The sequence below is a fragment of the Lachnospiraceae bacterium JLR.KK002 genome (genome assembly GCA_036941025.1).
Lineage (GTDB): Bacteria > Bacillota > Clostridia > Lachnospirales > Lachnospiraceae > Petralouisia.
Genome location: JAYMNP010000001.1, coordinates 617,272 through 641,820 on the forward strand (window position 1 = coordinate 617,272; position 24,549 = coordinate 641,820).

Annotated in this window: 25 protein-coding genes; 20 read left to right on the forward strand and 5 right to left on the reverse strand. The window is 46.7% G+C overall.

The features are described 5' to 3' along the window. Positions 1-45 precede the first annotated feature (45 nt). The 7 genes from groL (at position 46) to VSQ32_03020 (ending at position 7,963) form a co-directional block, all read left to right on the forward strand. Complete coding sequence (groL, locus tag VSQ32_02990; GenBank protein MEH2941844.1) at positions 46-1,671, forward strand: chaperonin GroEL; 1,626 nt, start codon at positions 46-48, stop codon at positions 1,669-1,671. A 254-nt stretch (positions 1,672-1,925) separates the two neighbouring features. Continuing rightward, positions 1,926-4,043, forward strand: a complete 2,118-nt coding sequence (locus tag VSQ32_02995) for a FapA family protein (GenBank protein MEH2941845.1) — start codon at positions 1,926-1,928, stop codon at positions 4,041-4,043. 12 nt (positions 4,044-4,055) lie between these two features. Then, complete coding sequence (locus tag VSQ32_03000) at positions 4,056-5,159, forward strand: HD domain-containing phosphohydrolase (GenBank protein ID MEH2941846.1); 1,104 nt, start codon at positions 4,056-4,058, stop codon at positions 5,157-5,159. Next, complete coding sequence (locus VSQ32_03005; GenBank protein MEH2941847.1) at positions 5,156-5,512, forward strand: Hpt domain-containing protein; 357 nt, start codon at positions 5,156-5,158, stop codon at positions 5,510-5,512. The genes VSQ32_03000 and VSQ32_03005 overlap by 4 nt, the downstream gene beginning before the upstream one ends. A gap of 77 nt (positions 5,513-5,589) precedes the next feature. After that, positions 5,590-6,462, forward strand: coding sequence for a DegV family protein (locus VSQ32_03010; protein ID MEH2941848.1), 873 nt, complete (start codon positions 5,590-5,592; stop codon positions 6,460-6,462). A 112-nt stretch (positions 6,463-6,574) separates the two neighbouring features. Further along, entirely contained in the window at positions 6,575-7,039 is a 465-nt protein-coding gene (locus tag VSQ32_03015) for a HAMP domain-containing protein (protein MEH2941849.1), read from the forward strand. A 24-nt stretch (positions 7,040-7,063) separates the two neighbouring features. Continuing rightward, positions 7,064-7,963 (forward strand): methyl-accepting chemotaxis protein, encoded by a 900-nt coding sequence (locus tag VSQ32_03020; protein MEH2941850.1) that lies wholly within the window; start codon positions 7,064-7,066, stop codon positions 7,961-7,963. Positions 7,964-8,134: 171 nt separating this feature from the next. Here the strand turns inward: VSQ32_03020 and VSQ32_03025 are convergent, their stop codons facing one another. Together VSQ32_03025 and VSQ32_03030 are read right to left on the reverse strand one after the other, a co-directional pair. Then, a complete protein-coding gene (locus tag VSQ32_03025) occupies positions 8,135-9,469 on the reverse strand; it encodes an MATE family efflux transporter (GenBank protein MEH2941851.1) in 1,335 nt (444 codons plus the stop codon). 12 nt (positions 9,470-9,481) lie between these two features. After that, positions 9,482-10,132 (reverse strand): trimeric intracellular cation channel family protein, encoded by a 651-nt coding sequence (locus VSQ32_03030; GenBank protein MEH2941852.1) that lies wholly within the window; start codon positions 10,130-10,132, stop codon positions 9,482-9,484. 198 nt (positions 10,133-10,330) lie between these two features. On the opposite strand from VSQ32_03030, the gene VSQ32_03035 reads away from it, so the two are divergent. The 3 genes from VSQ32_03035 to VSQ32_03045 all read left to right on the forward strand — a co-directional run bounded on the left by VSQ32_03035 (position 10,331) and on the right by VSQ32_03045 (position 13,423). Then, positions 10,331-11,242 (forward strand): LysR family transcriptional regulator, encoded by a 912-nt coding sequence (locus VSQ32_03035; protein ID MEH2941853.1) that lies wholly within the window; start codon positions 10,331-10,333, stop codon positions 11,240-11,242. Between the two features lie 281 nt (positions 11,243-11,523). Further along, positions 11,524-12,807 (forward strand): adenylosuccinate synthase, encoded by a 1,284-nt coding sequence (locus tag VSQ32_03040; protein ID MEH2941854.1) that lies wholly within the window; start codon positions 11,524-11,526, stop codon positions 12,805-12,807. A gap of 10 nt (positions 12,808-12,817) precedes the next feature. Further along, the gene (locus tag VSQ32_03045; GenBank protein MEH2941855.1) at positions 12,818-13,423 is read left to right on the forward strand and encodes an HAD family phosphatase; all 606 of its coding nucleotides are present in this window, start codon (positions 12,818-12,820) and stop codon (positions 13,421-13,423) included. Positions 13,424-13,530: 107 nt separating this feature from the next. Here the strand turns inward: VSQ32_03045 and VSQ32_03050 are convergent, their stop codons facing one another. After that, positions 13,531-13,791 carry a hypothetical protein gene (locus VSQ32_03050; GenBank protein ID MEH2941856.1) on the reverse strand — a complete coding sequence of 87 codons (261 nt, stop codon included), beginning with the start codon at positions 13,789-13,791 and terminating at the stop codon, positions 13,531-13,533. 166 nt (positions 13,792-13,957) lie between these two features. Here VSQ32_03050 and VSQ32_03055 point away from each other — a divergent pair, with 166 nt between their 5' ends. From VSQ32_03055 to VSQ32_03100, 10 genes are all read left to right on the forward strand, one after another. Continuing rightward, complete coding sequence (locus VSQ32_03055; protein ID MEH2941857.1) at positions 13,958-14,677, forward strand: AzlC family ABC transporter permease; 720 nt, start codon at positions 13,958-13,960, stop codon at positions 14,675-14,677. Next, a complete protein-coding gene (locus VSQ32_03060; GenBank protein MEH2941858.1) occupies positions 14,677-14,991 on the forward strand; it encodes an AzlD domain-containing protein in 315 nt (104 codons plus the stop codon). The genes VSQ32_03055 and VSQ32_03060 overlap by 1 nt, the downstream gene beginning before the upstream one ends. 71 nt (positions 14,992-15,062) lie before the next feature. Further along, positions 15,063-15,782, forward strand: a complete 720-nt coding sequence (gene deoD / locus VSQ32_03065) for a purine-nucleoside phosphorylase (protein MEH2941859.1) — start codon at positions 15,063-15,065, stop codon at positions 15,780-15,782. A gap of 264 nt (positions 15,783-16,046) precedes the next feature. Then, positions 16,047-17,360: an ISAs1 family transposase gene (locus VSQ32_03070; protein MEH2941860.1), complete on the forward strand. Its 1,314-nt coding sequence runs from the start codon at positions 16,047-16,049 to the stop codon at positions 17,358-17,360. A gap of 164 nt (positions 17,361-17,524) precedes the next feature. Then, positions 17,525-17,677, forward strand: coding sequence for a FeoB-associated Cys-rich membrane protein (locus VSQ32_03075; GenBank protein ID MEH2941861.1), 153 nt, complete (start codon positions 17,525-17,527; stop codon positions 17,675-17,677). Positions 17,678-17,964: 287 nt separating this feature from the next. Continuing rightward, on the forward strand, positions 17,965-18,408 hold the full coding sequence (locus VSQ32_03080) for a hypothetical protein (GenBank protein MEH2941862.1): 444 nt from the start codon (positions 17,965-17,967) through the stop codon (positions 18,406-18,408). A 180-nt stretch (positions 18,409-18,588) separates the two neighbouring features. Further along, positions 18,589-19,977 carry a hypothetical protein gene (locus VSQ32_03085; protein ID MEH2941863.1) on the forward strand — a complete coding sequence of 463 codons (1,389 nt, stop codon included), beginning with the start codon at positions 18,589-18,591 and terminating at the stop codon, positions 19,975-19,977. A 22-nt stretch (positions 19,978-19,999) separates the two neighbouring features. Continuing rightward, a complete protein-coding gene (locus VSQ32_03090; protein ID MEH2941864.1) occupies positions 20,000-21,655 on the forward strand; it encodes a putative manganese-dependent inorganic diphosphatase in 1,656 nt (551 codons plus the stop codon). Between the two features lie 139 nt (positions 21,656-21,794). Then, on the forward strand, positions 21,795-22,340 hold the full coding sequence (locus tag VSQ32_03095; GenBank protein ID MEH2941865.1) for a flavin reductase family protein: 546 nt from the start codon (positions 21,795-21,797) through the stop codon (positions 22,338-22,340). Positions 22,341-22,476: 136 nt separating this feature from the next. Beyond that, positions 22,477-22,890, forward strand: coding sequence for a hypothetical protein (locus VSQ32_03100; GenBank protein ID MEH2941866.1), 414 nt, complete (start codon positions 22,477-22,479; stop codon positions 22,888-22,890). A 201-nt stretch (positions 22,891-23,091) separates the two neighbouring features. On the opposite strand, the gene VSQ32_03105 is transcribed toward VSQ32_03100, so the two are convergent. Both VSQ32_03105 and VSQ32_03110 read right to left on the reverse strand, forming a co-directional pair. Beyond that, positions 23,092-23,607: a DUF4364 family protein gene (locus VSQ32_03105; GenBank protein MEH2941867.1), complete on the reverse strand. Its 516-nt coding sequence runs from the start codon at positions 23,605-23,607 to the stop codon at positions 23,092-23,094. A 12-nt stretch (positions 23,608-23,619) separates the two neighbouring features. Then, positions 23,620-24,549, reverse strand: coding sequence for a TIGR01212 family radical SAM protein (locus VSQ32_03110; GenBank protein ID MEH2941868.1), 930 nt, complete (start codon positions 24,547-24,549; stop codon positions 23,620-23,622).

A 24,549-nucleotide genomic window follows, 5' to 3' on the forward strand; every position in this document is an offset into this window, starting at 1 on the left:
TTAATTAAAATATGTAAAGAACACAAATAAAGGAGACGATTTATCATGGCAAAAGAATTAAAATATGGCACAGAAGCCAGAGCAGCATTAGAGGCCGGTGTGGATAAACTGGCAGATACCGTAAGAGTAACCCTTGGACCCAAAGGAAGGAACGTGGTTCTGGATAAATCTTTCGGCGCTCCCCTGATTACCAACGACGGTGTGACCATTGCAAAAGAAATTGAGCTGGAAGACGCATTTGAGAATATGGGTGCACAGCTTGTAAAAGAAGTGGCAACAAAAACCAATGATGTTGCCGGAGACGGAACTACCACAGCTACCGTTCTGGCACAGGCAATGATTAAAGAAGGTATGAAGAACCTGGAAGCAGGCGCTAATCCAATCGTTCTGCGCCGGGGTATGAAAAAGGCTACTGAGAAAGCCATTGAATCTATTGCAGCCATGAGCCAGAAAGTAAACGGCAAGGATCAGATTGCAAAGGTAGCAGCTATCTCTGCAGGTGATGAAGAAGTCGGAAATCTGGTAGCAGACGCTATGGAGAAAGTTTCCAACGACGGTGTAATTACCATTGAGGAATCCAAAACCATGCAGACAGAGCTGGATCTGGTAGAAGGTATGCAGTTTGACCGCGGTTATATTTCCGCATATATGGCAACCGACATGGATAAGATGGAAGCGGTACTGGATGATCCCTATATCCTGATTACCGATAAGAAAATCAGCAATATTCAGGAAATCCTGCCTCTGCTGGAGCAGGTGGTACAGTCCGGAGCAAGACTGCTGATTATCGCTGAAGATATCGAGGGCGAAGCACTTACCACATTGATTGTAAACAAACTCCGTGGTACGTTCAACGTAGTAGCTGTAAAAGCACCGGGATATGGCGACAGAAGAAAAGCAATGCTGGAGGATATCGCAATCCTTACAGGCGGACAGGTGATTTCCGAGGAAGTAGGCCTTGAGTTAAAAGAGACCACCATGGATCAGCTGGGACGTGCAAAATCTGTAAAAGTACAGAAAGAGAATACCATTATCGTAGACGGAGAGGGCAACAAAGACGCTATTTCCGCAAGAGTTGCACAGATTCGTACGCAGATTGATGAGACCACCTCTGAATTTGATAAAGAAAAATTACAGGAAAGACTTGCAAAACTGGCAGGCGGCGTAGCTGTTATCCGGGTAGGAGCAGCAACTGAGACAGAGATGAAAGAAAGCAAACTCCGTATGGAAGACGCACTGAACTCCACCAGAGCAGCAGTAGAAGAAGGAATTATTGCAGGCGGCGGTTCCGCATATATCCATGCGGCAAAAGAAGTGGCAAAACTGGCAGAGGGCATGGACGGAGATGAGAAGACAGGTGCAAAGGTAATCTTAAAAGCACTGGAATCCCCATTGTTCTATATTGCAGCAAACGCAGGTCTGGAAGGAGCAGTTATTATCAATAAAGTAAAAGAATCTGAGCCGGGCGTTGGATTCGACGCAACAAAAGAAGAATATGTCAATATGGTAGAAGCAGGAATTCTGGATCCGGTTAAGGTAACCAGAAGCGCACTGCAGAACGCTACCTCCGTAGCGTCCACACTGCTGACCACAGAGTCCGTAGTGGCAAATATCAAAGAAGACGTACCTGCAATGCCGGCAGGCGGTGCAGGCGGAATGGGAATGATGTAATTCCTGAAGATGTTATAAAAAATAAAAAGGAACTGTGGAAGTATTTATTTCCGCAGTTCCTTTTTATTATCTTACAGGAAGCATCTTGTTACTGTGAATTATCAAACAATATACTTTGCCGATTCGTTATGGGCCAGTATATGTATGGCGTCAGAACATATGTCTCATTGCCGCAGGTGCTTTGTTCTTGACAGTCCGGTAATTTTACCATAAAATTAAGAAACAGGAAAATAAGTAGAGGAGAAAGGGAAGAAGTGAACAGTAGGCTTGTCAGAAAATATGAAGCGATGGGGTTTGATAAGGGGCAGGTGGAGGAAATCCGCCAGGGACTGGAAAAAGGGCTGGATGTGTCCTGGTATACTTCTGTAAATTATGACTGGTTTCAGATGGAAGAAATTAAAAAGGGACTGGAACGGGGGCTGGATGTGTCTGTCTATGCCAGACCTGAAATTTCCTATGACCGTATGCGCCAGATACGCAAGGGCCTGAAAGAAGGAGTGGATTTGTCCGGACATCAGGAACTGGAAGCCGGATATCTGCGCCAGATACGCAAGGCAAAAATGGGCCACGTGGATATTTTTTCTTACATTGAGGCGGGATACGAGCCGGATCAGTTAGAAGAAATCCGTCTGGGTCTGGAGCATAAGGCAGATATCAGCCGGTATCTGATCAAAGAATTTCTTGGAGAATCCTTGCGGGAAATCCGTCTGGGAGTAGAAGAAGGTCTGGATGTGTCCGTTTATGCCAGAATCTATTTTGGCTGGCAGCAGATGCGGGAAATCCGCCTGGGCCTGGAACGGCGTGTGGATGTGTCCCTGTATGCAAAAGAACTGTACCGCTGGCAGCAGATGAGAGAAATCCGTCTGGGTCTTGAGAAGGGTCTGGACGTATCTGCCTATAAGAGCCTGATGTATTCAGCCAGAGAAATGCGGCAGATACGCATGAAAATGCAGGAACAGGCTCGTCAGGTGGAACAGACAGATTTTCAGATAGAGCTGCTGGAAGAACAGGCCCGGCAGGCATCGGAATGTGTGGTGACTGTAAGCCGGGATAGAATGGAAGTGTATGTTACCCTGGAGAAAGGCACTTCCAAAAGTAAGAATGAAATCATGCGGCTTCTGGCCAGAGAAAACGTTGTATTCGGAATAAAACAGGATGAAATAGAAAAGAATCTGAAAGAAGCAGAGCAAAGTACCAGAAGATTTCTGGCGGCAGAAGGAGTGCGGCCGGAGCGGGGCCGGGACGGATATTATGAATATTTCTTTCGGACAGGAATTCCGCAGATTCCGGCAGTCCGACAGGATGGCTCCATTGACTACCAGAACACGGTATATTTTGAACAGGTAAAAGCCGGTCAGGTAATCGCAGTGTACCATGAAGCCCAGCCGGGGATTGGGGGAAGAACCGTAGACGGAACGGAACTCCCTGCTCAGAACGGGCAGGAAAAGCAAATTCTGAAAGGAAGAGGATTCCTTCTTTCCCAGGACAAAAAGACCTATATTGCACGGGAATCCGGAAAAATCGAGCTGAAAAACAATGAAATCACCATTCAGCCCCTGCTGGTGGTAACAGAAGTGACGATATCCACCGGAAATCTGCGGTTTAACGGCAGTATCTGGGTAAAAGGAAATGTGGGAAGCGGCGTGGTGATTCAGTCAAAAGATGAACTGATTATTGAAGGAAATGTGGAAGCTGCCCGTTTACAGAGCGGGAAGCGGATTGTGATAAAAAACGGTGTATCCGGAGGCGGAATGGCGGTAATAGAATCTGCCGAGGATATTCATGGGAAATTTTTTGAAGGAGCGACGCTGACTGCCAATGGAGGGATTTACGCCAATTATGTAATGAACAGTAACCTGATAGCAGGAAAAGAAATTGAAATTTCCGGCAGCAAAGGGGCAATTATCGGCGGAAATGCGGCGGCAGTTAATGGGATTAAAGCCCATCACATCGGAAACCGTGCCGGACTTCTTACCAATATCTCCCTGGGCGTCAGCAAGGCCATGATTGAAAAAGAAGAAGAAGCAGAGATAAAACTGAAAAAGCTCCAGTCTGAGCTGGAAATCTTTGAGGAAGCATACAGGAAGCTCCAGAAGCAGTATCCGCTGGAAGTGCGGAATGAAATGGAACTGTACCTGAAAGTGGAACAGGCGACTTATATCAAGCGCAAGCAGATGGAGCAGCAGGTAGAACGTACAAAAGAACTGGAAGAAAAGCGGAAGAAAGCAAATGAAGCAAAAATGATGGTATACGGTATCCTGAACGCCGGGACTGCAGTGCAGATGAACGGACTGCAGTGGACAGCAGCCAGCTCCGTGAGAAATGTCACGGTGCGCCTGTCCGGCAAAGAAATAGGTGTATTTCGGAATTAAGGAGGAAACAGTATGAATCGTCATAAAATATTGGTTGTGGATGATGTGGAAAGCAACCGCATGATTCTGGCAGAAATTTTTCGCAGAGATTACCAGATTCTGGAAGCCTCAGATGTAAAAACCACTTTGCAGATTCTGGAGAAAAGTTCCGGAGAGACAGCGGCAGTGCTGCTGGACTGGCACCTGTCCGAAGAAGATGGAAGCAGGGTACTGGAGGAAATGAAACAAAAAGGCTGGATGAATCATATTCCGGTACTGGTGGTTACCGCAGAACAGTCCATAGATACAGAAAAACAGTGTATCGGGCTGGGAGCCGCCGACATGATACGCAAGCCTTTTGATTCGGATGTAATCCGGAAACGGGTAGACAATAATATATCTCTGTATCAGCATAAAAACCATATGGAAGAAAAAGTGCAGGAACAGAACCAGATTCTGCGGAAACAGTATGCGGTAATGAAGCTGCAGGCAGATAAGCTGAAAAAATCCAGCCAGCAGATGATCGACATTGTATGTAATATTCTGGAACATCATTATCCGGAATTTGATGAAAATACACAGACCGTAAGGGAAATCAGCAGGATTATCGGAAGAAAAGTGCAGGCCCATTATCCGGAATATAAGCTGACAGACGCAGATGTGGAAGCCATTGCAGAGCTGGCAGCTCTCAGGGATATCGGCAAACTTCTGATTTCAGATCATGTGCTGTTCAAACCGGCGAAACTTACCAGAGAAGAAAAAGAATATATGAAATCCCATACGGCCAAAGGCTGTGAAATTATGAAAATGATGAAAGGTATTCAGACTCCTGACGACCACAGGAAAAGTATGGAAATCTGTCGTTATCATCATGAGCGTTACGATGGAAAAGGGTATCCGGAAGGGCTGAAAGGAGATGAGATACCAATTTCCGCCCAGATTGTATCTGTGGTGGACGCCTACCATGCGCTGATCAGCGAACGTATTTACAAGCGGGCATATCCCAAAGAAGAAGCATATTATATGGTTCTGGGCGGTGAATGCGGGATTTTTTCACCGAAAATTATGGAATGTTTCCGCATGTCCAGAAGAGAAATTGAAGCAATAAATTCAGAGGAAAGGGAGGAAAAATTATGAATCAGGAGATAAAAGAAGGATTAAGTGCAGCAGGCGTAAATATGAAAGAGGCACTGGAGCGGCTGATGAACAACGAAATGCTGCTGGAGAGGCTGCTGATTAAATTTAAGGCGGATAAGAATTTCCCAGGGCTGGAAAAAGCGCTGGGAGAGCAGAATTATGAGGAAGCCTTTCACTGTGCCCACACGCTGAAAGGAGTAGCGGGAAATCTGGGCATGAAAAAACTGATGGAAGCGGATATTGTGGTGGTGGAGAAGCTGCGCAGCCAGAATTACGATGGGCTTGAAGCAGACATGGAAGAAGTGCGGGCTGCTTATAACAGCGTCATGGACGTGATTCAGAAAATGGGCTGAAAGAAATATGTACCATTGTACCGAAAGAAAGATTGTGATACAATGATGGGTAGAAAAATCAAAGGAGGACAACTCAGGTGGGAAAAATTGCAGTTGTAACAGACAGTAACAGCGGAATTACCCAGGAACAGGCGAAAGAATACGGAGTAAATGTGCTGCCCATGCCATTTTTTATCAATGGAGAGACATATTTTGAAGATATTGATTTAACCCAGGAACAATTTTATGAAAAACTGGAAAGCGATGCGGAAATTTCCACTTCCATGCCGGCGGTGGGTTCTGTGACGGATTTGTGGGACAGTTTGCTGAAAGAGTATGAGGAAATCGTTCATATTCCCATGTCCAGCGGGCTGAGTGGCTCCTGTGAGACAGCCATTATGTTGTCTCAGGACTATGACGGACGTGTTCAGGTGGTAAATAATCAGCGTATTTCCGTTACCCAGAAACAGTCTGTACTGGATGCGGCGGAACTGGTAAAGCGGGGATTAAAAGCAGAAGAAATCAAAAATTATCTGGAAAAGACGAAATACGATTCCAGTATTTATATTATGGTAGACACTCTGTATTATCTGAAAAAGGGCGGAAGAATTACGCCGGCAGCGGCAGCCCTGGGCACACTGCTGAAATTAAAGCCGGTGCTCCAGATTCAGGGGGAAAAGCTGGACGCCTTTGCCAGGGCCAGAACTCTGAAGCAGGCAAAGAATATTATGATTGAAGCTGTGAAAAATGATTTTGTCAAACGTTTCGGAGACGAAACAGGAGAAAACATGAATCTTTTTATTGCCTATACCAAAGACCGGGAGACAGCTCTGGAATTTAAAGCTCAGGTGCAGGAAGCATTTCCCGACGGGGATATTCAGATGGCAGACCCTCTGTCTTTGAGCGTGGCATGTCATATTGGGCCGGGAGCTCTGGCGCTTGCATGTGCCAGAAAACTTTCTTCCGACTGACAGCCGGATTTTACAAAGGAGGAGGAACACATGAAAAAGCGTATAGGAACTGTGGCTGTATAAGGAGCCGGAGGATATTCAGGCGGCAGGTCCGGAGTTTCTGGAAGACAAAATGAAGTCCATACAGGAACAGATGGAGGAATTTCTGAATCTGGGAATGCAGATTGCCAATGCGGTACTGGCGGGTGATATGGAAAGTCTGGCGCCTGTGGTGGAAGAGCGGGCAAAGTTGATTGCGTCCCTTGAAGAGAGCAAAATTGCCTATACGGAAGATCTGGAGAACAGAATCCAGTATGTTTCCGATAAAATAGATATAAAAATATCCGGTACGTTTGTCTTTGATGTGATAGCCATTGTGATTTTTCTGGTGTTTTCGGCTGTCACTATGCTGATTGTAATACGCACCGTGGCAAATCCGGCGAAGAATGCCAGCGGCCATCTGAGCCAGATTGTGGAGAAGATTCAGAAGAACGAAGGAGATTTGACGGAGCGTATTGATATCCAGACGGAAGACGAAGTGGGACAGCTTGTTCAGGGAGTTAATGGCTTTATAGAGCAGCTTCAGATGGTTATGTAGAAGTTAAAAGACCGTTTGGAACAGATGTTTGACTCGGTTAATAATATCAACAATCGGGTGTACTCCTCCAATGAAGATGTAACGAATGTATCGGCTTCCATGGAAGAACTGGCAGCCAGCATGGAAGAAGTTTCCGCCACTCTGGAGCAGATTGCCGAAGGAAGCGGCGGAGTTTATGCGAAAGTAAAATCCATGGCCGAGGGGGCTGAAAACGGTTCTGAGCTGGTGGAGCAGATTAAGAACAGGGATCAGGATGTGAGAAAACGTACGGTAGAAAATAAAATGGCTGTCAATAAAATGCTGGTGGATATCCGAAATACGCTGGAAGAAGCAGTTACCGAGAGCCGCAGCGTGGAGCGCATTAACGAACTGACGGGAGAGATACTGGATATTACCAGCCAGACGAACCTGCTGGCATTAAATGCTTCCATAGAAGCAGCCCGCGCCGGAGACGCGGGAAAGGGATTTGCAGTTGTGGCGGACGAAATACGTGTCCTTGCAGATAACAGCAGAGATACGGCCAATAATATTCAGGATATCAGCCGAATGGTTACCGGTGCGGTGGAAAAACTGGCGGGAAATGCGGAGAGTATGCTGAAATTTATTGATGAGAGCGTACTGAAGGATTACGATAAATTTGTAGAGCTTGCCAACTATTACCAGAAGGATGCGGAAAGCGTGAATGATCTGGTAACAGAATTTGCAGACAGAACTGCAGAGACGGAAGAGATTATGGAGCGGATTAATACGGGAATCAATAATATTTCCGTTACTGTAGATGAAAGTGCCAGAGGCGTTACCAATGCGGCGGAAAGCGCCGGCAGTCTGGTGGAATCAATGGCACATATCAAGCAGGAGGCAGAGAACAATCAGACAATTTCTGAAGAACTGCGCGATGAGGTAGAGCGGTTTAAGAAAGTGTAGAAACGAAATACGGATAATAAATGCAAAGCTGCTGTACCGGTGATAAAACGCCATGGGTACAGCAGCTTTTTGTTAAGATACGCAGCTCGCGGAGAGAAAATCTATTGCTGCGCAATCTGCTCGCGCGCGAAGAATGCGCAAGCGCATTCTTTTTTATCTTACAGGAAATACTTACAGCAGCCTGCGGGCTTTCTGTTTCCAGAACAGATAGGTGAACAGCAGAAGTATACCTGTTGCGGCCCATGCAGCAGGATTGGTATAGCATACCGCCTGGTAACCGAAAGGCTCCAGAAACAGCGCAATCACAAATACCCGGCATACCAGCTCCAGTACGCCGCTCATTACAGGAATAAAAGTCTGGTCCAGTCCCTGCAAAGAACTGCGGTACAGAAAAATCATGGCCAGCGGTATGAAGAAGAAGGACACCGTGTTCAGGTAAGCGACAGCATATTCCAGTACCGTATCAGAAGGATTTTTCAGGAAAAGACATACAATATACTTTCCGAATCCTGCGGTAATGACAGTACCCAACAGGGATATCACCAGTACCAGCAGGAATCCTTTTCGCATTCCGTCGAAAATACGCTCGTATTTTCTGGCGCCCAGATTCTGTCCGCAATAGGTGGCCATGGTGGTTCCCAGCGCAGGCATGGTCTGGGTAGCCAGATTTTCTACTTTGGAAGCGGCTGTATAGGAAGCCACCACACTGGAGCCGAATACATTTACAGCGCCCTGCAGAATCATAACGCCCACTGCGGTTACCGAGTAATTGACGGACATGGGAATGCCCACGGACAACAGATCCCGGATGCTTTTCCAGTCAAAATAAAAATCCTTTCGCTGCAGTTTCAGCAAATCTATGCGGGCAAACATATAGAAAAAGCACAGCAGAGCAGAAATTCCCTGTGCGATGATGGTTGCCCAGGCAGCTCCTTCCGGTCCGGAATGAAGCACTACAATATAAAATAAATCCAGAAGAATATTCAAAAAAGAAGCAAAAATCAGAAAATACAGAGGTGTTTTGCTGTCCCCTACCCCTCTTAATATGGAAGCGGAAATATTAAATGCCATGGTGGCGGCAATTCCGCCGTAAATGATGGTGATATAATCATTTGCCATATCCAGAATATTTTCCGGTGTTTTCATAAACAGCAGCAGGTTCCTGGATTCCGTAATGGTCAGGGCGGTGATGAGTAAAGATACCGCCAGGCCAAGAATCAGAGAAACAGCCACGTAATGTTTCAGACGGCTTTCGTCTCTGGCGCCGAAAGCATGGGAAATCAGAACGCCGAACCCCTGCGCAATGCCCATGGCAAAGCCCAGTACCAGAAACATAATGGAGCCGGTGGAGCCAACGGCCGCAAGAGCATCCTCTCCCAGAAACTGGCCTACAATCACAGCGTCTGCCATATTGTAAAACTGCTGGAATAAATTGCCCAGCAGCACAGGGATGGAAAAGAAAATAATGATTTTCCAGGGATTTCCCGTTGTCATATCTTTTGTCATATTGATTCCTCCTTATCGAATGCGGGGCAGGTTCCAGCGGTAACGGGCTGCCAGCAGCCGAATCACCACCACAGCGGCAGAACTGACGAGCATGGCGGCAATATCCGGAATCAGCCTGTACAGGAAAATATACAGAAAGGCTCCGGCCAGTGCAGCGCAGGCATATACATGTTTGACAAAGACAAAAGGCGTATCGCCTGCCATAATATCCCGCATCATGCCGCCGCCGATACCCGTTGCCACACCCACAAAAACCAGAAGAAACAGGTTATGGCTGTGGCTGCTTTCCAGTTCCATGGCGGTACGGATACCCATCACTGTGAAAATCCCAAGTCCCACAGCGTCCAGCGTGCTCATCAGGCGTTCGTACCGCTCCAGAAACGTGCTTTCCAGCAGTTCCTTTTTCAGATAGAACAGAAGAAACAACAGGCAGGAAGTCAGAATGGCGGTTCCCACATAGGCAAAATTCCGGAACATTTTGGGTGGATGAATGCCCAGAAGCACATCACGGACACAGCCTCCGCCCACTGCCGTGGTGATTCCAAGCACATTGATGCCGAAAATATCCATATTTTTCCGGATGCCCAGCATGGCGCCGGAGGAAGCAAAGGCAATGGTGCCGATGATTTCCAGAAGAAAAATAAAAAGTTCTGAGTAAGACATAAAAAACTCCTTTGATTCAGTGAATTCTATCATTATACAGAATGCGGGTGCAAAATACAATAGAAAAATACCATAACAGAATAATCGAAAGAAAGGTGTCGATTTTTGCTCATGCCTGCTGTATAATAAAAAAATATGATGGTAACAGGAACAGTAGAGAATATTCAGTACCTGAAGGCAGGAACAGGGGCGGCATGTATGGTAGATATCAATCTGGAGTATTATAAAATTTTTTATTATGTGGGCAGAGCCGGAAGCATTACTCTGGCGGCGGAAGAACTGTCCGTCTCCCAGCCTGCGGTAAGTCAGGCGGTCCGGCATCTGGAGGAATCCCTGGGCAGTCCGCTGTTTGTCCGAAATCCCAGAGGCGTCCGATTCACACCGGAAGGAGAAATGCTCTATTCCTTTGTGCAGCGGGGATACGAGTACATCCGGCAGGGAGAGCGGAAGTTTCGGGAAATGCTGAATCTGGAAACAGGGGAAATCCGAATCGGAGCCAGCGATATGACATTGCAGTTTTATCTGCTGGAAGTGCTGGAACAGTTTCACGAACAGTTCCCCGGTATTAAGGTGGCGGTAACCAATGCGCCTACGCCGGAGACTCTGAAACATCTCCAGGACGGGAAAATTGATTTCGGCGTGGTGAGTACGCCCCTGAACAACCGCAGGGACTGGAATGTGAAAAAGGTGCGTCAGATTGAAGACGTGTTTGTAGCCGGAAAAAAATTCAGTTTCCTGCAAAATCAGGTGCTCTCTTATCAGGAGCTGGGACGCCTGCCGGTGCTCTGCCTGGAAAAAAATACCTCCACACGGAATTATGTGGATGGATTTCTGGAAAAAAACGGTGTGGTGCTTTCTCCGGAATTTGAACTGGCCACCAGCAATATGCTCATCCAGTTTGCCAGAAAAGGGATGGGAATTGCCAGTGTGATGAAAGATTTTGCAGAAGAATTTCTGCGCACAGGGGAACTGTTTCTGCTTGAATTTGAAGAAAAGATTCCTTTCCGGGAATTCTGTGTGGTGACGGACGAGCGGATACCGGTGCCGGCTGCCGCCGGAAAACTGCTGGAAATGATAGACGAAAGGCATGGAGAAAAGAAAAAACGGTAGAAGAAAAGCGATTCCTTTCCGGAAAGACCGTCAAAAGAAAACTGTTATGAGAAAACTGTTATGAGAAGACTGTCAAAAGAAAACTGTCGTGAGAAGGCTGTCATGAGAAGACTGTCATAACAGGAATTTATGTTAAATATAATAAACATTGATTTTACTTATACAGAGAATTGGGGTATACTAAACTGGTGTCCGGGAAATGTTTCCGGCATAATCCAGGAAGTAACGAACAGAAAGCAAAGGATTCCCTCTGGAAGAAGGGAAATAAGGAGGAACTTTACATGGTAAATGCAATTGTTGGTGCAAACTGGGGAGACGAGGGAAAAGGAAAAATTACCGATATGCTGGCAAAAGAAGCTGACATTATTGTGCGGTTTCAGGGAGGGGCAAATGCAGGCCATACCATTGTCAATGATTATGGGAAATTTGCACTGCACACCCTGCCAAGCGGCGTATTTTATGGCCACACCACAAGTATTATCGGAAATGGAGTGGCATTGAATATTCCGGTACTCTTTGAAGAAATCCGCTCCATTGTGGACAGAGGAGTACCCCGGCCGAAGATTCTGGTGTCCGACCGGGCTCAGATGGTAATGTCCTACCATATTCTGTTTGACCAGTATGAGGAGGAACGGCTGGGAGGAAAATCCTTCGGTTCCACCAAATCAGGAATTGCGCCCTTTTATTCTGATAAATATGCAAAAATCGGGTTCCAGGTCAGTGAACTGTTTGAAGAAGAGGCATTGAAAGAAAAAGCAGAGCGTATCTGCGAGACGAAAAATGTGCTGCTGGAACACCTGTATCATAAGCCTCTGCTGAATCCGGAAGATTTGCTGAAAGAGCTGAAAGAATACAGGACTATGGTGGAGCCTTATGTGTGCGATACCTCCGCGTACCTGTGGGAGGCGGTAAAAAACGGCAAAAATATTCTGCTGGAAGGCCAGCTGGGCTCGTTAAAAGACCCGGATCACGGAATCTATCCTATGGTTACCTCATCTTCCACACTGGCGGCTTACGGGGCTATCGGGGCCGGGCTTCCCCCCTATGAGATTAAAAAGATTATTACCGTATGCAAAGCCTATTCCTCCGCAGTGGGGGCAGGAGCCTTTGTCAGCGAAATTTTCGGCGAGGAAGCAGATGAACTGCGCCGCCGGGGCGGCGACGGGGGAGAGTACGGAGCAACCACAGGAAGGCCCAGACGTATGGGATGGTTCGATGTGGTGGCCAGCAAATACGGCTGTCGTATTCAGGGCACTACCGATGTGGCTTTTACAGTGCTGGACGTACTGGGATATCTGGATGAAATTCCGGTGTGTACCGCATATGATATAGACGGGGAAATTACCACGGAGTTTCCGGCTACCGTGAAACTGGAGAAAGCGAAACCGGTGCTGGAAACCCTTCCGGGATGGAAATGCGATATCCGCGGTATCCGCAGATATGAGGAACTGCCGGAAAACTGCCGGAAGTATATTGAATTTGTGGAGGAAAAAATCGGTTTCCCCATAACCATGATTTCCAATGGACCGGGCAGGGAGGATATTATTTACCGAAATGGAAAATAAGGGAAAAAGTATGATAAAAAATATTGTGTTTGATGTGGGAAAGGTACTGGTGGATTTTGACTGGCAGGGATTTATGGATACCCTGGATTTTCCGCCGGAAGTTTATGAGAAAGTGGCCAGTGCCACCGTTTTGTCGGAGCTGTGGAATGAATTTGACCGGAGCAGAATGTCAGATGAAGAAATTCTTCAGGGATTTCTGGAGAAAGCGCCGGACTGTGAAGCGGAAATTATGCGGTTCTGGGACAATCTTGGCAACTGTATCAGACGGTATGATTATGCTCATGACTGGATTCGGAGTCTGCAGGCTCAGGGATATAAGGTATATCTTCTTTCCAATTATCCCAGAAGGCTCTATTCTCAGAGTATAGAAGAACTTTCCTTTGTGGAGGAGGTGGACGGAGCCATTTTCTCCTATGAAGTGCAGGCCACCAAGCCGGAGCCGGAGATTTATGAGGCGCTGCTGAGAAAATATCATCTGGATGCGACGGAATGTGTATTTCTGGATGATAACAGGGGCAATATCATTGCCGCAAATCAGCTCGGCATGGCAACCATCCACTTTCATACAAAGTCTCAGGCGGAAGAAGAACTGCGCAGCCTGGGAGTGGAAGCGTAACCCTTTGCATCTGTCCGCGTCTGCATATATTATGTTTATCCGGTCAGGCATACCAGATACAGCCGGTTATCCGCCATGGCAGGGACGCTCCATGAGCTGCATATTGTCTACAGGGAAGGGGTGTCTCCGTTGTTTTCGGAAGACTGAGCCTCATGGGTTACGGTATCTTCGGAAGTATTTTTCTTAATCAGACGGTAGACAAATCCATAGACCCAGAGAAGTACCGGAAGCACAAAGCTGGAAAAGAGAGCCGCCATGAACATGGGGAAGAAATTTTTTCCCAGCAGGGCGAAAATCAGGGTGGCAAGGTAAAGGCCCAGGAGCAGGATAACGCCGAGAACTGCCAGGATACGCTGTACTTTTTTCATGATTTCCTCCATTCCTGCGCCTGCCGGCGCAAATGAACCGTACATATGGTTTATGTTCCGTTCTTATCATAGCCTGAACATACCGGTTTGGCAAGGGTTAATTTGGAAAGCTCTGTTGATTTCCATGATGGGAACTGTTCGGAATAACAGATAAGAGGATGAGAAAATGAAACAGTTTTTACAGGGAATAAAAGATGGAAGTCCTATTGGAATCGGGTATTTTTCCGTTTCCTTTACCTTTGGGCTGGCAGCAGTTGCCTCCGGTCTTGGATGGTGGGAGGCTTTGCTGGTTTCCATGATGAATATGACTTCTGCCGGGCAGTTTGCGGGCATTACGGTGATGGCTGCCGCAGGCTCTTATCTGGAAATGGCTGTGTCTCAGTTTGTCATTAATCTCAGGTATGCGCTGATGAGTATTTCTCTGTCTCAGAAAGTGGACAGCCGGTTCGGCGCCGCTAAAAAACTGGTTCTGGGTTTTGCGAATACGGACGAGATTTTTGCAGTGGCCATGAGCCGGGAAGGGGAGGTAAACAGCCGCTATTTTGCCGGTCTTGCGGTACTGCCTTATCTGGGCTGGACGTCCGGGACACTGGCCGGGGCAGTCTGCGGGAACATTCTTCCAAAACAGATCAGCGACGCTCTTGGCCTGGCCATATACGGGATGTTTATTGCCATTATCGTGCCTGCCATGAAAAAAGAAGCTAAAATTCTGAAAATGGTGATACTGGCAGTAGTTTTGAGCTGCTGCATTTACTATATTCCCCTGTTCCAGGGAATTTCCCAGGGCTTTGCCATTATTATCTGCGCAGTGGCCGCTTCGGCAGTTGGAGCCCTGTGTTTTCCCATGGAAGAAGAAAAAGAAAAGGACGGACAGGAGGACACATAATGGAATCAGGAAATTTCCGGATATATCTGCTGGTGATGTTTGGGGTGACTTATCTCATCCGGGTACTTCCCTTTGTGGCATTTCATAAAAAGATTGAAAACCGGTATGTGCGTTCTTTTCTGGCATATATCCCTTATACGGTGCTGGGTGCAATGACTTTTCCGGCTGTGCTCTATGCCACCGGCTCTCCGGTGACAGCCATAGCCGGGGTAGCGGCGGCTTTTGCGGCAGCCTGGCGGGGAAAGGGGCTGTTTGCCGTGGCGGTCTGTGCCAGCATAACAGCCTTTGCTGTGAGCCTGATACCGGGCCTGTAAATAAGGAAGTGACAGTGGCAGGAAACCGTGTTACAATGGAACTGTGATTTACAGGGAAGGGAGGAAAAATCATGTCAAACATACCAACACCTCATATTGAGGCAAAAGCCGGAGATTTTGCAAAAACTGTGTTAATGCCGGGGGATCCCCTGCGTGCCAGGTATATTGCCGAGACGTATCTGGAACAGGTAAGATGTGTGAATCAGGTACGGGGAATGCTGGGATATACCGGACTTTATAAAGGGAAAGAGCTGTCTGTGATGGGCTCCGGCATGGGAATGCCTTCCATAGGAATTTATTCCTATGAACTGTACCATTTTTATGATGTGGATAATATCATCCGGGTGGGCTCTGCAGGTGCTATTCTGGATGATGTGAATGTGCTGGATGTGGTAATCGGAATGGGCGCTTCCATTGTATCAGATTATCCGGATCAGTTTGACTGCCCCGGTCATCTGGCCCCTCTGGCAGACTATACTCTGCTGAGTACAGCAGTGGAGAGCGCGAAGGATCTGGGAACTCCGGTAAGGGTAGGAAATATTCTGTCGGAGGACGCATTTTATACGGACCGTCCGAACAGCAAAGACTGTTTCCGGAAAATGGGTGTGCTTGCTGTGGAGATGGAGAGCGGAGCCCTTTATCTGAACGCGGCCAGAGCAGGTAAACGCGCGCTGTGTATTCTGACTATTTCCGACCATATTTACAGGCCGGAGCAGCTTACTGCTGAACAGAGGCAGACAGGATTTGGAAAAATGATTGAAATTGCGCTGGAGACAGCTTATCGGGTGTAACTATGTATACGGTTGCCATGTTGTTCTCAGGCAAAAATTTATTGTCACAGATATTACACAGATGACGCTGTTTGGTTAGGAATATAGCCGGAATGATAATTTAAAAACTGTTACTTATTCCGAACAGATACGAGCAGGATAAACTTTTAAAATTACAAAAGTATTACAAACCATCAAAAAAGAATAGGGAAGCCTATTCTTTTTTGATGGTTTGTCTGCTATATTTATTTTAGAATGCTTATATCAGAAAGGAACAAAACAGGTATGGCTAAGAAATCAACCCGTCTGGAGGCGCTACACAGTACTTTTGAAGAAAACGGAGTTTCACCTGATACAATACAGTTGAATGATTCCCTAATACAGAATATCAAAAAATGTGCGGATGCTGTGCCGGATTACAGGCATCCTTCCTATACCAGACATCTTCTGGGCGACATTATCATGATCGTCTTTTTTGCAGTCCTTGGAAATGCGGATGAATGGGGAGAGATAGAAAGCTTCGCAAAAAGGAAAGAGAAATGGCTGCGTAAATATCTGGAACTTCCATTTGGTATTCCAACAGATGATACTTACCGTATCGTGATGGGAAATGTTAATACGGAACACTTTTACCAGACTGCGGTAGAGCTGTTGCTCCATACAATAGAGGGGATTGTGCTACTGTCTGGAAAAAACGACGGTATCCATGAGAAAGCCATCGTATCTGTAGATGGAAAAGAAAGCAGGGGATCTAAAAGGAAGTCCGGGGTGCAGGGGGAAGTAAAGGCATTGCAGACTCTGAATGTGTATTCAAATGACTGTGGAATATGCCTGTCACAGAAATTTATAGAAGAAAAGACAAATGAGATACCGGCGGCGCAGGAGCTGCTGGGACTGATGGACCTGCGGGATACGATCGTAACGGCAGATGCCATGAACTGCCAGAAGGATACCGTTTCTGCGATCGTGTCAGGGAAAGGGGACTATGTGCTGGCGCTGAAGGGAAACCAAGGGCTGTTTTATGAAGAAGTCAGGGATTATTTTGGGAAGGACGTACTGGAAGAATTGAAAGGGAAAGAAGGCTGTTATAAAAAGACAGTGGGGCCGGAACATGGAGGAACCGCGGTCAGGGAATACTATATCACGGAGGATACAGGCTGGTACAGTGAACTGGGAAAGTGGAAAAAGCTCAAGAGTTTCGGAATGGTCCATAAGAGGGTGGAAAAGGCAGCTGGAACGAAGGAAGAAGAATATCGATATTATATATGCAGCATAGGGGAAGATGCAGAAGAATTTGAACGGGCGGCAAGAGGGCACTGGGGAGTGGAGGCAAAGCTTCACTGGCACCTGGATTTTACATTTGGGGACGATAAGAATACAAGCATGGGGAAGACAAGCGCAAAGAACCTGCAGATCATGAAAAAGATAGCGCTGGCGATTTTGGGTCTGGTAAAAGAAAGCTATAAGCTAAGCATGAAGCGGATCCGGTATGAGCTGTCCCTGGATTATGAAAACGAGATAGAAAAGATGCTGTCTATGCTGGATGTGGAGAGCATTAGAGCGGCATTAGAGTCAAAAGGGAAATCTCCCGTGAAATAGATCATCTCTTTATATTTTTTGCAGCATCAGAAATGGTGCTGCGGTGCATAACAGTTTATAAGTTTATCCTGAGATACGAGTATTTCCTCTTGACATTTCCTGATAGTTAGCATATACTAACTACTGAATGAAAACCATTCTCAGAAAGAACAGGAGGAGAAAAAGTGGGAACATTTATTGTCGGTGGAATCGTATTAATAATTGCCGCAGGTGCGGCAGCCAGCATATACAGAGACAGAAAAGCGGGAAAATGCGGCGGAGGCTGCGGCGGGTGCAGCGGATGCGGAAAGAACTGTTTTGAGAAACAGGAAATGTAAAAGTTTATAAAATATTAAGAAAGTTATAAAACACACCTTCTGAAATTATGTTATGATAAACATGCACAGATTTGTTCTAACATTAATTCAGGAGGTGCTGTTTATGCGAAAGAAAAAAGGTTTCATTTTGATTTTGGTGGTTCTGGCAGCAGCAGGTGCTTTGTTTGCCGGCTATCGCGCAGCAAAATAAAATTCAGAACATGCTGGAAACCCCGGCAGCCTGAAGTATGTCAGGATTGACGTCCTCCAGACTGCTGCGGGTTTTTTGACTTTCAGGAGGTATTAGAATGGGAAAGCAGAAAAAGCGGAAAAAACATATGACATTGCTGGCAGTCACGACAGTCCTGGTTGTGACTGCGGGAGTATTGTTTGCAGGCCGCCACGTTATTATACAAAACATAAAAACGAAAGCTGCTGTGGAAATCGGCAGAAAAATGCTGGAAGCGCAGATTGGGCAGACGGTTCAGATTGGCGGACAGGAAGCAGATGTTTCCGATATCGCCGCTCAGATAGAAGAACAGATGGATGAGGAAGATATACAAAAAGTAACGGAAATTGCAGAAAAGTATATTTCTCCGGAAAATATCAGACAGGCGGCGGATATGGCGGCCAGCGGAGATGCGGAGGGACTCAGAAATCTGGCAGAAGGCCAGATAAGTGAAGAAGACAGGCAGGAACTGCAGGGACTGTATGACAAATATAAGGACCAGATACAGAATTACATACCGTAGCGGACGGAAGGTAACCGTTCAGCCCTCGTCGTTTGCAAAACACACCTGTATAAATCAATTCCTTGCAAAAGAGTATATGAAATGCTACAATGTAAAAAAGAATCCTGCGGTACAGGATTCTTCGCCTGAGCCGTCGGTGCAGTCCTTTCGGCATACGGAATCTTAGTACAGGAGGAAAGAATGGGAAACATTATGGATAAGTTACAGAAGCAGACAAAAATCAGAGAGCAGGATCCGGAACGGGAGAAAATACTGAGCAGAATGCAGCAGGATGATTTTTTATTAAAACAGATTGATGAATTTAAGGAGAAAGCAAAACAGCTCCAGACCATTCTGGTGACCAAGGAGAATAAAGTGGATGAACTTCAGGGGGTACTGGAAGAACGGGAAGAACAGGCGAAGCAGCTTCAGCAGGTACTGGAGGAACAGCAGCAGGAAGCAGATTTGCTGGTGCAGGCAGTGCACAGGCAGATTGACACTCTGATTGCCAGAATTGACAGACAGATTAAAGTAATGGATGAAACCATCCATTCGGAGATTAATATACTGGATGAAAAAATTTCCGGTCAGATGGAAGAACTGGATAATACTTCCCGGCAGGGAATTGCAGCCATGGAACAGAACATGAGACAGAATTCTGAGCATATGGAGCAGAAGCTGGAGGAAGTCACCAGGACAGCAGACCGGAGGCTGGAAGAAGTTACCGGAACAGTAGACCGGAAGCTGGAAGAAGTTACCGGAACAGTAGACCGGAAGCTGGAGAACCTGTCAGGGACAGCAGACCGGAAGCTGGAAGAAATTGCCGGAACGGTAGACCGGAAACTGGAGGAAATTACCGCTGCGGTGGGAACAAATATGCAGAATGCATCCGAAACCACAGACTGTCGGCTGAGCGAGATTACCGAAACCGTAAAACAGAATATGCAGGATATGTCCGGTACAGTGGACAAAAAAATGCAGAACATTTCGGAACTGGTGGGACAGAAAATGCATGACATGTCCCAGGTGGTGGATTTGAGAGTGGGGAATATGTCCGAGGCAGTGGATAAGCGGCTGCAGCATATTCCAGATCAGGTGGAACGGAAGTTTGATGAACAGACAGGAACTCTGAAAACACTGATGGCAGACCTGACAGGCAGACTGGAGGAAACAAAGGCGGAGTTCACAGGCAGACTGGAGGAAACAAAAGCAGACCTGACAGGCAGGCTGGATGATACGAAGGCAGATTTTTCCGGCCTGACAGAATTTGCCCGGAAAGAACTTTCTGCGAAGCTGGAAGAGGTAAACGGAGAGATTGCAAAAATCACAGAGCTTACGCAAAGCGGAGTTGCGGATAAACTGGATGATGTGAAGGCTGAACTCAGTGAAAAGGTTCACAGCGAGAATGTGAAATGTTACCGTAATGTTCAGACATTGATTGAAGAACTGGAGAAGAAAACAGAGACTGTCGAGCTTGGTCGGAGCAGCATGAACGCTGTAAAGGGATATTTTAAGGCAATACTGGTTCTGACAGCAGTAAATCTTGCAGGAGTTGCCGGGATTGCGGCACATTTGCTTGGAGTTTTTTAGAAAACAGCAGTGAGGGAACTGAATGGAACAGGAAAAAAGTATATGGGTCATCGGGCATAAAAACCCGGATACCGATTCTGTCTGCGCGGCCATTGCCTATGCGGATTTGAAAAATAAAATTGGAAATGCCAGATATGAGGCCAGACGTGCCGGACGAATCAATGAAGAAAGCAAATATGTGCTGGATTACTTTCAGGTCCCTGTGCCGGAGTATGTGTCGGATGTGGGAGCCCAGGTAAAAGATATTGAAATCCGCAAAGCGTCAGGAATCAGCAGCCACATTTCTCTGAAAACGGCCTGGGAGACCATGAAAGCCCAGAATGTGGTGACGCTTCCCATTATAAGTCAGAGCGGGCTGCTGGAAGGACTGATTATCACAGGAGATATTGCCACATCCTACATGGATGTGTATGATAACCGGATACTGGCCAAAGCCAGGACTCAGTATAAAAATATTGCGGAAACCCTGGAAGGAGAAGTGTTTGTGGGAAATGCCCATGGATATTTTATCAGGGGAAAAGTAGTGGCAGCCACAGAAAGTCCTGAGCTGATGGAAGAATATATCGAGGATGATGATATGGTAATCCTGGGGAACCGGTATGAGGTTCAGCTCTGCGCCATTGAAATGAATGCAAGCTGTCTTATTGTCTGTTCCGATGCCAAAGTGTCCAAAACCATACAGAAGCTGGCAGAGGACAGGGGCTGTGTGATTATTACCACGCCGTACGACACCTATACGGTGGCCAGACTGATTAACCAGAGTATGCCGGTGAAATATTTTATGCGCCGGGAGAACCTGGTAACCTTTGAAATGGAAGAATATGTGGATGATGTAAGAGAAATCATGTCCAGAGAGCGGCACAGGGATTTTCCGGTTCTGGATGAAGAAGGAAAATATATGGGGATGATTTCCCGCAGGAATTTGCTGAATATGAAGCGGAAGCAGATTATTCTGGTGGACCATAATGAGAAAACCCAGGCGGTAGAAGGGGTAGACGAGGCGGAAATACTGGAAATCATCGACCATCACAGACTGGGAAGCCTGGAAACCATTTCCCCTGTATTTTTCCGTAATCAGCCGCTGGGCTGTACCTCCACGATTATTTACCAGATGTATCAGGAGCATGGCGTGGTGATTCCGAAACAGATTGCAGGGCTTTTATGTTCCGCGATTATTTCCGATACGCTGATGTTCCGTTCCCCCACCTGTACGCAGATGGACAGAATGGCTGCGGAAGCCCTGGCAGATATTGCGGGAATCGGAATTGAAGAACATGCAAAAGGTATGTTCCAGGCGGGAAGCAACTTTAAGGCGAAAACAGCCGATGAGATTTTAAATCAGGATTTTAAAACCTTTTCCACTGAAGAAATGGAATTTGGCGTGGGTCAGTTAAGCGCCATGAGTGATGAAGAACTGCAGGAAGTGAAGAAAAAGCTGCTGCCTTATATTCAGCAGGTACGCCATGAGCGGAAACTGGATATGATTTATGTAATGCTTACCAATATTCTGGAAGAAAGTTCAGAACTTATTTTTGTAGGTGATTCTGCAAAGGAAACTGCCTGGAAAGCCTTCCATGGCCATGCAGCCGACCGGGGAGACAGCCTGTGGCTGAAAGGCGTGGTGTCCAGAAAGAAGCAGCTGATTCCGGCTCTTATGCTCACTCTGCAGGAGAAATAAAATCATGAACAGCGGGAAATCTGTGAAGAAAAAACAACGGAAAACCATGGGAAAAAGGGCGGCAAAAAATCAGCCAAAGGCCGGAAGCCCGGCATTACATAACACTGTTCAGAAAAAGCAGCAGTGGAAGCCAGGTAATATGATTTATCCGGTTCCGGCGGTAATGGTGACCGTGTCAGACAGACAGGGAAGGGACAACATTATTACCGTAGCCTGGACAGGAACGATATGTACCAATCCTCCTATTGCATATATTTCTGTTCGTCCGGAGCGGTATTCCTACCATATGCTGCAGGAAACCGGCGAGTTTGTAATAAATCTGACCACCAGAGAACTGGCATTTGCCGCAGACTACTGCGGTGTGAAATCCGGCAGGGAAGTGGACAAATTTCAGGAACTGCGTCTGACAAGGCAGAAGGCGGCAGAAGTTGTCCCGCCTCTGATAGGGGAAAGTCCGGTGAACATTGAGTGCAGAATAACAGAATGTATGCCCCTTGGTTCCCATCATATGTTTCTGGCAGAAGTTGTGGCAGTTCATGTGTCAGAAATTTATATAGATGAAAAAGGGGCTTTTCATCTGGAACAGGCGGAACCTGTGGCATATTCTCATGGAACGTATTTTGACCTGAACCATGCGCTTGGAACCTTTGGTTACAGTATACGGAAAAATATCAGAAAACAGTAGAAGAATGATATTGAAAATGATATAATAAAAGAGGATACTGCTGTGGAATTATTGCAGCATAATCGGACAGATATGGCTGCCTCTGGCGGACTGGCAGGCCAAAATTACAAAAATACAAGTGAAGGAAGTGGTTTTTATGGAACGAGCATTATTATTTGAAAATGTAAAATTTTGTTCAATATGCCGTGGCGCCCTTCCACTGGATTATGAAGACGAACTGTGTCCCGCCTGTAAAGAGAATCAGTTGTTTTCTGAGGTGAAGGAGTATATCCGTGCCGGGGATGTAACGGAATATCAGGTGGCGGAATATTTTAATATTCCGCGGAGACTGGTTAAGAAGTGGATTACGGAAGGAAGGATTGAGTATAAGGAAGAAGAAGAAAAGCTCGATTCCCTCCATTGCGCCCATTGCGGAACGCCAATCACGTTCGGGCACCTTTGTCAGAAATGTTACCGTGAACTGAATAATCTGGAGAGAACAGGATTTGCAGCTTTCCAGGAAGGTGCTGAAGATCACAGAATGCGATTTCTGGATAATGAGGAACAATAATTCTCAGAAAAGCAGAATCCCCGCGGAGTTCCGCGGGGGTTTTTATTTTATCTTATAGGAAATACCGTGTCACTGTGAAGTGATAAATCATATGGATTCCCTATAGATAAAGCCCTCCGGGCGGGATGCGCAGCTCGCGGAGAGGAAATCTATTGCTGCGCAATCCGCTCGCGCGCCAAAATGTGAATCCCCTTTGCACTTCTATTTCATAAGTAAATCCATCAGATAACCATACACTTCTTCATTCTGCTTTTTCCAGTTGGCGCAGACTGCTTCCGCCTGTTCTCTTGTTCGGACTGTGATGGTCAGATCAATCAGAGAACGTTCCTTTTCTCTGATACGGCAGCGGACCGCATATTCCTGAAACGTGGTTTTATCGTAATCTGCCAGGACAGAAATTTCCTGTTTCAGCCGGATTTTATTTTCTGCAAAATAAGAGAGTACGTCCGTCTTGATGGCGTCGGATATTTTGTCCGGAAAATAGGAAAGGGTCTCCCTTCCGGCAGGAGTAATGTGATAACAGGTGTTGTTGTGGGTGGATTCCGGCTGTACCAGTTCTGCGCTGGTCAGTTCGCTGATGGCCTGCTGGATGGTAAAATAAGTGGTATATTCATTTTCCAGGACGAAGTTGGAAATCTGTGTGTTGGTCAGCGGGAAATCCACATGGTCCAGCATGTATAACACAATCAGTTTGTATTGAGTCAGGGCGTCTGCCATTTTTATCACTCCTTATGAATTTGGAACGTAATATTTTCCCTGCCAGGTATCCCGGCATTTTAAAGTTTTCTGAATCTGATTCAGAACGCTGCGTTTGGCGCTGCTCCATTCAGGAGCAATCAGCAGATGTTTGGGTCCGTCTCCGGTGAGCCGGTGTATGGTCATGGTTTCCGGCAGAATTTCCAGGCAGTTGGCAATCATTTCACAGTATTCTTCCTGAGAAAAAAGCGGAAAGGGATGCTTCCGGTATAAAACGCCGAGGTCAGTATCGGACAGCACATGCAAAAGCTGCAGCTTGATACCGAAAACAGGCAGGTGCCCCACATGGGAAACCGTCTCCAGCATCTGCGCTCCGGTTTCGCCGGGAAGGCCCAGAATCACATGGACGATAACAGGAATCCGGCGTCTGGTAAGCTGCTGTACTGCCTGGTGAAAACACTCCAGAGTAAATCCGCTGCGGATAAAGCGGCTGGTCTGTGGATGGATGGTCTGCAGTCCCAGTTCAATCCAAACCGGCTTCTGCCGGTTTAATTCATCCAGCAGGTCCAGGATTTCTTCTGACAGGCAGTCCGGCCGGGTGGCAACGGACAGGATGACCACGTCCGGGTCGGAGATGGCTTCCGTAAAAATCTGCCGCAGATATTCCGCCGGGGCGTAAGTATTGGTGTAGGCCTGAAAATAGGCGATGAATTTCCGGCAGTTCCGTTTTTCCTGAATCTGTTTTTTGGCAGCAGCTAATTGCTTTTTAACAGGAAGGCAGCCTTTCTGGGCAAAATCCCCGCTTCCTGCAGTACTGCAGAAAATGCAGCCCCTTTCGCCCACCCTGCCGTCCCGGTTGGGACAGGTCATTCCGCCGTTTAAAGCCAGACGATAGACTTTTTCGCCAAACGTACGTTTGAGATAGCAGTCCAGGGAGTAGTAACGTTTTTCATCCCAGAACAT